This window comes from Rhodoblastus sphagnicola, from assembly GCF_002937075.1.
GTDB classification, from domain to species: Bacteria; Pseudomonadota; Alphaproteobacteria; order Rhizobiales; family Beijerinckiaceae; genus Rhodoblastus; species Rhodoblastus sphagnicola.
Window position 1 is genome coordinate 1 of the sequence record NZ_NHSJ01000024.1, and the last position, 5,677, is coordinate 5,677.

The 5,677-nt window shown below is 63.7% G+C and carries 6 protein-coding genes and 1 pseudogene; 2 read left to right on the top strand and 5 right to left on the bottom strand.

Translation table 11 applies throughout. From position 1 onward, the window contains the following. The 5 genes and pseudogenes from CCR94_RS02150 to CCR94_RS02170 form a co-directional block, all read right to left on the bottom strand. A pseudogene (locus CCR94_RS02150) lies at window positions 1-449 on the bottom strand (hypothetical protein); the annotation flags it as partial. Window positions 450-668: 219 nt separating this feature from the next. Further along, a complete protein-coding gene (locus CCR94_RS02155; RefSeq protein ID WP_104506243.1) occupies window positions 669-1,208 on the bottom strand; it encodes a GNAT family N-acetyltransferase in 540 nt (179 codons plus the stop codon). 211 nt (window positions 1,209-1,419) lie between these two features. Further along, the gene (locus tag CCR94_RS02160) at window positions 1,420-2,511 is read right to left on the bottom strand and encodes an ATP-binding protein (RefSeq protein WP_104506244.1); all 1,092 of its coding nucleotides are present in this window, start codon (window positions 2,509-2,511) and stop codon (window positions 1,420-1,422) included. Then, window positions 2,508-3,194: a response regulator gene (locus CCR94_RS02165; RefSeq protein ID WP_104506245.1), complete on the bottom strand. Its 687-nt coding sequence runs from the start codon at window positions 3,192-3,194 to the stop codon at window positions 2,508-2,510. Before CCR94_RS02165 ends, CCR94_RS02160 begins: the two co-directional genes overlap by 4 nt. An 82-nt stretch (window positions 3,195-3,276) precedes the next feature. Beyond that, window positions 3,277-3,735: a GCG_CRPN prefix-to-repeats domain-containing protein gene (locus CCR94_RS02170; protein ID WP_146089809.1), complete on the bottom strand. Its 459-nt coding sequence runs from the start codon at window positions 3,733-3,735 to the stop codon at window positions 3,277-3,279. Window positions 3,736-3,893: 158 nt separating this feature from the next. Between CCR94_RS02170 and CCR94_RS02175 the strand changes: the two genes are divergently transcribed. Together CCR94_RS02175 and CCR94_RS24905 are read left to right on the top strand one after the other, a co-directional pair. Further along, window positions 3,894-4,739, top strand: coding sequence for a permuted SH3 domain-containing protein (locus CCR94_RS02175; protein WP_146089810.1), 846 nt, complete (start codon window positions 3,894-3,896; stop codon window positions 4,737-4,739). Between the two features lie 104 nt (window positions 4,740-4,843). Then, window positions 4,844-5,017 (top strand): hypothetical protein, encoded by a 174-nt coding sequence (locus tag CCR94_RS24905; RefSeq protein WP_158254579.1) that lies wholly within the window; start codon window positions 4,844-4,846, stop codon window positions 5,015-5,017. Window positions 5,018-5,677 lie beyond the last annotated feature (660 nt).

Below are 5,677 nucleotides of genomic sequence, written 5' to 3' on the forward strand. Positions count from 1 at the left end.
GCCGGCCTCTTGGCGAGGGTCGACGGCGCGGCCTTGGCCGCCTTGCTCGCGGCGTTTGCGACTCTTGCCGGCTTGGCGACCTTTTCGGGTTTGGCTCGCTTTCCAGGCCCGCCGGATTTGACCGGCTTCGCCGCCTCCACCGTCTTCGTCACCCTGGCCGGTTTCGCGCTCTTCGCTGCTCGCGCAGGGCTACGCTTTTTGGCCGTTTTGGCGACAGGCTCAGCAGCTTCTTCCGAGACCGTCGCCACGGCTTCCTCCGCCTTCGCGACCTTGCGCGCGCGCGTCGCTTTGGGAGACTTCGCCACCTTCGCCGCCCGCGCGCCGCCTCGTCCGGTCTTCTTCGTCTTGACCTTGAGCTCCGGCGCGGAAGTCTCGGCCAACGCCGGCGTTGCCGAAGCGGTCGGATCGGAGTCGGAAGTCGGGTCGGGGGCCTGGGTGTCGTCGGTCATGCGTCTGTCTCTTGCTTCGCGTATTCAGCTCTTCAGAGCATCGGCTATAGGAAGGCTTTCTTGTCAAGTTGTTTTGACGAAAGCGTCTCCGCTGCACGGAGTCGCGCACGCAGTGACATGCACCCCGGTTCGCAGGTGCGCGAAAGCGGCGATCTGGACAAGGACGAGGTTTTGTCACCCGGTCGGGCGGACCGAACGCAATCCTCCGCCTCGGCGCGGTCATGGCCTCATCGCTTTTTCAAACCTGAAAAACTCCCATTCTCCGGGCGGCTCTCTCTCGCCCGGCGCATGGGGGTCCGGGTTGTTCCTGTTGAAATATTCGACGATCTTGAAACCGCATTTGTTGACGTAGAAGTGAATGTTGCGCTTTTCAAAACAGGGCGTGCAGGTTTCCCAAACCCTCGTCTGCGGATGCAGGGTCTCGATGGCGCGCCACGCCTTGTATCCGATGCCGCGGCCCTGTTCGCTTTTCGAGACATAGAACAGATCGAGAGAATTTTTTTGCGTCGTTTCGTCGATGCAAATCACGGCGCCGCCGACCTTCCTGCCGCCTGAGAGGATGTGGTAGACGATGGCGCCCGGCGCACGGAGCGACTCTTCGATATCCTCGTCGGACGGAATCTTCTCCGCGGGGACATCGCCAAATGTTTCGGCCACGGCCACGGCGAATGCCGCCCGAAGCTCTCTCTTGAATTCCCGCATGTCGGCATATCCTGCGACATCCATCGTCATGCGGCTGTCCTGGTCGTCCGGTTTCAAATCATTGACTCCTGGTTTTTGCTATTCGCCGTGCGCCGAAACCGGCTCTCGCCGGCAGGACGCGAGGCGTTTGCGCGCATAACGCCAAAGAGGGGGGCGGCGAGGACTTCCGAATTGTCGCGCTGATCGCGAAGGTGGCGGGGGCAGGTCGTCGTAGGCATCCGCGTCTCCTCGGAAAATGTGCGATGCGCCGAAGCGCGCCAGAGAGGTCTCAGTCGATTCCGGGCGCGCCGGCGGCGCCCATGTCTTCGCAAGGAAGCGCGATCTCGAAGATCGAGCCGCCCGTCGGAGATGTTCGGTATTGCGCGCGCCCCTGGTGCGCTTCCGCGATGGCGCGGACGACGGACAGGCCAAGCCCGGACCCGCCGAAGCGTCGCGACCGGGAAGGCTCCCCGCGTGCAAAAATCTCGAAGGCGCGCGGCGCGAAGTCGGAACTCAGGCCTGGCCCCTCATCCTGGACAGACAGGACGATGTCGGCCTGGGCGCGGCGCGCGCCGATCTGGATCAACCCGGGCGTGGCGTAGCGGCGCGCGTTCTCCAGCAAGGCGACAAGGGCTTGCCCCAACCGCAGGCCGTCGCAGCGCAGGGTGACCGGTTCGATCGCCGTCTCGATTGTGAAGCCCGCTTCGGTGAGGGCGGGACGCATGGCGTCGACGGCGCGACAAACCTCCGCCGCGAAATCCGTGGGCTCGAAACCCATTTCGAGCTGATGGCTCTCCGAGAGCGTCACGATCCGCAGGTCGTCGACAAGGCGCGAAAGGCCCTCGACCTGGGACATACAGGTCTTGCGCATCTGGTCGTCCAGTTCGAACACGTGATCGGCGACGCCCTGCAAATTGCCGCGCAAGATCGTCAAGGGCGTGCGCAACTCGTGCGCGATCGCGACGTTCCGCGACGCCATGGCCTCCGCCGTGTCCTGCAGCCTTTGCGCCATTGCGTTGAAATCATCCACCAGTTGCGCCGTCTCGCCGAGCGTGCGGTCGCCGGGGACCGCGCGCGCGGTCAGATCGCCCGCGGCGATTTTTCGCGCGCTCTCCGCCAGGGAGTTGAGCGGCGCGAGGATTCGCCGGGTCAGCCGAAGCGCGACATGGATCGCGACGGCGAGGCCGACCAGGAGGAAGACGGCGACAAGGACGAAGTCCGAGGCCTCCGGGAGCAGCGGAGGCGGTTCGGGCGGCGGCGGAAACAAGCTCAGGTAGATCGCGTAGAAGATGAATGACCCGACGAAGACCATCAGCACCGCGATGGTGGCGACCACGCTCATCGACAGCATGATTTGCCGGTTGAGACGATCCTGTCTCATGGCGCCGCCAATCGGTAGCCGATCCCGCGAACGACCGAAATCATGCTCTTCGCGCCGGCGTCTTCGAGTTTGCGGCGGAGATTGCTGACATGGCTGTCGACGGTTCGCTCCAGCGCGTCTCCGCCCGGCAGGCAGGCGTCGATCAACTCGCTTCGACCGAAAGCGCGCGTCGGCGCCTTCGCCATATGCGCAATCAGGCGGAACTCCGTCAGCGTGAAATTCAGCGGCGTCGCCCCATCGTCTTCCCGCACCTTGGCGAGATGACCTTCGAGATCGATTTCGAGCTTTCCGATCCTGAGAACAGGCTTGCCGCCGGCGCGGTTCGAACGTCGCAACACCGCCTTGGCGCGGGCGACGACCTCAGCGGGATTGAACGGCTTGACCACATAATCGTCCGCCCCGAGCCGCAATCCCTGCAGGCGATCGATGTCCTGATCGAGCGCGGTGATCATAATGACCGGCGTGTCGCCGCGCCGCCGCAATTCGGCCAGAGCCTCCCAGCCGTCAACCTTGGGCATTTTGACGTCCAGAAGTACGAGATCCGGCTTGAGAATCTGATGCTGATCGAGCGCGGTCTGACCATCCGCGGCCGTGACGGTCCTGAAACCCTCCCGCACCATGTAGGCGTCGAGAATCCTGGCGATTTCAGGCTCGTCTTCCGCAATGAGAATGAGCTCGTTCATAAGGTCCAGCTCCGATGGATCGGGCGCGCCCGCTGGGCGGCAGGCGGCGCCCGCCCCGGGAAAAATGTGACACAGGCTCGGATCACTCGTCCCACTCTTCGTGATGGTGATGGCTCCAGCTGTCATCATCATGCCACTCATGTTCGTGACGCCAGTCGTGGTCGGAATGCCAGGAAAATCCGGCATAGGCGCCGTCGTCATGCGGCCACGAATAGTCGTAATCATAGCTATGGCGGCGATAAGGACGGCAATCGCCCCAGGCGGTGGCGCGCCAGCCTGGTCCGCATCGCCAATCGATCGTCGTCACGACGGCGTCGTTTGCGACTCGCGCCAGCGGCATGGCGACCGCATTGTCAGCAAGGACCGCCGCCGCGATGATGAGCGCCGCTTGCAAAAGCATCTTTTTCATTTGGTCTACAGGGCTCCTGTCATCGTCGCGCCCGGCGGCGAGACTGCTTGGTTTCGAACATAGCTGCTGAATTCCGCCGAGCGCAAATCGTCGAACAGAACCCGCTTGAGCGAGTAAATAATTGAAATACAATGATAATATCAAAAACGGCCCCGCTGGCGCTCTCACGGGGTCGGCGATCTCCATCAAATCTGGACGAAACCTCCACAGTCGACCAATGCGCGCGGGATAGATGGTGGTCGGCCGGCGTCGAGCCGGCCCCGACACCCGTGTCCATGGAGGAGAAGACGATGCCGTCTCATTCGATGGGCGCCAGGTTCGCAATCCTCGCGATCCTTGGCGGGCTTTTCGGCTGCAAGCCCGCAGCTGACGCTCCGGAAGTCGGCGTCGTCACGCTTCATCCCCAGGCGACCACGACAATCTATGAGTTTCCGGGGCGCGTCGTGGCGTCATTCACGGCTGAAGCCGGTCCCGGCGAACGGATCGACGGCTCCTCGGCCACCTCCGGCGCTCTCGTCAACGCTGCGCATTCAAGCGCGCTGGCCACAGCTAAAACGCTCGACTTGATCTTCGTCGGCGTCAATTTGTCGCGAACGAATCTTTCAAACCTGCGGCAGGCGATCGACGCGGGACGTGTGAAGATGAGCGGTTCCAATGTCGCCGTGAAACTCAGGCTCGAGAACGGCGCGATCTCTCCGCTGGCCGGCGCGCTTGAATTGTCCGACGCCGACATCGCCCCGATCACCGGCGCGATCACCGTCCAAGCGGTCGTTCCCAATCCAAAACGGCTGCTTCAGCCAGGTATGCCAGTCAGAGCCATCGTCGAAGAGAGCGTGACGCAGAGCAGCTTTCTCGTCCCGCAGCGCGCCGTCACCGTCAGCAAGCAGGGGGAGACGACCGCCATGTTTCTCGGGAGCGACGGCAAAGTCGAGGCGCGCGTTCTGTCCGTCGCGCGCGGATTCGGCGACGCCGTGGTGGTGGTCGCTGGAATTCGCGATGGCGATCGGGTCATCGTCCAGGGCGCGCAGCACGTGCGCGCGGGCCAACAGGCGACGGCCACGGAAGTCGAGAGCGATGAAACGGGCGTGATGGGGGTCGAAGGTTTGCGCGGCCGACTGAGAGGAACGGACGGATGACAAAACCTGGACTGATGGCGCGCCTTCGTCTGCGTCCCCCGCTGTTGCGGCGCATCACGTCAACTTCGTTGTTTTCGGCCGCGGTATTGGCATTGGGGACGACCATGCTGACGGGATGCGCCATCACGATTCCGCTCGATCGGGCGCCGGAGGCGCAGGCGACGCCGTCCGCCTCTTCGAAATGCGAAGGCGAGCCAGGCGACGCCGCGCCGACAGATTCGCGCGCGACGGCGACCGAACCGGGCGCGGCCTGCGCCAAAGGTTCACGCGACGGTTGAGGCTGGACATCTGGATGCGGGTTGATGAACGGGCGCGAGACCATCCAACGCATACACCAGTTTCCGGTGGGGCTTCGCGCCGGTGCAGGACAACCTCTCAACGCGCACGTCGGCGTCGCTCTGCGCGGCGTTCCCCGCAACTGAGGCGACTCCGCTTGTCGAGCGCTTCGAGCGGCATTTCACGCCAAAGCATGGGAGCTGGCTCGACATGGCGGAATCCGAACGCGCCGCTCTCTCCACTCAACGCCTCGATCGCCGCATCCCCGACAAGACAAAGCTGATCGCCGAGGTCAACGCGGGGCGAAACGTTCTAAACAAGCGCGGCGTTCGCATCGTTCAAACGATTGGCTTACCGCTGGCGTTCATGGCCCGCTCCAGTGTCGCTACACCATCGGGGCAGGTTTTGTTTCTCGCGGTCTGGCGCAAGCGAGGTGAGCGAGTCCGTTGGCTGGGGAAGCGGCCAAACAGGCGGTCGCGTCCGGATATATCGCTTATAGTCAAACACTTACCGCTGTCGGCTGGCGGGCGAAAGCCGCGATAATGGCTTCGGCGGTCTCGGCGAAGCGACTGCCTGGCCCCCCGGGACCCACCGACTGCCAGCTGACGCGGGCGCCCTCCACCAGCAGGGTCAAGCAATCCGCGAGCAGTTCGGCGTCGCGG

What these genes read in the sequence shown, in the direction of transcription:
- CCR94_RS24905 (WP_158254579.1), top strand. Translation starts at nt 4,844, where the DNA reads ATGCTGACGGGATGCGCCATCACGATTCCGCTCGATCGGGCGCCGGAG.
- CCR94_RS02165 (WP_104506245.1), bottom strand. Translation starts at nt 3,194, where the DNA reads ATGAACGAGCTCATTCTCATTGCGGAAGACGAGCCTGAAATCGCCAGG.
- CCR94_RS02175 (WP_146089810.1), top strand. Translation starts at nt 3,894, where the DNA reads ATGCCGTCTCATTCGATGGGCGCCAGGTTCGCAATCCTCGCGATCCTT.
- CCR94_RS02160 (WP_104506244.1), bottom strand. Translation starts at nt 2,511, where the DNA reads ATGAGACAGGATCGTCTCAACCGGCAAATCATGCTGTCGATGAGCGTG.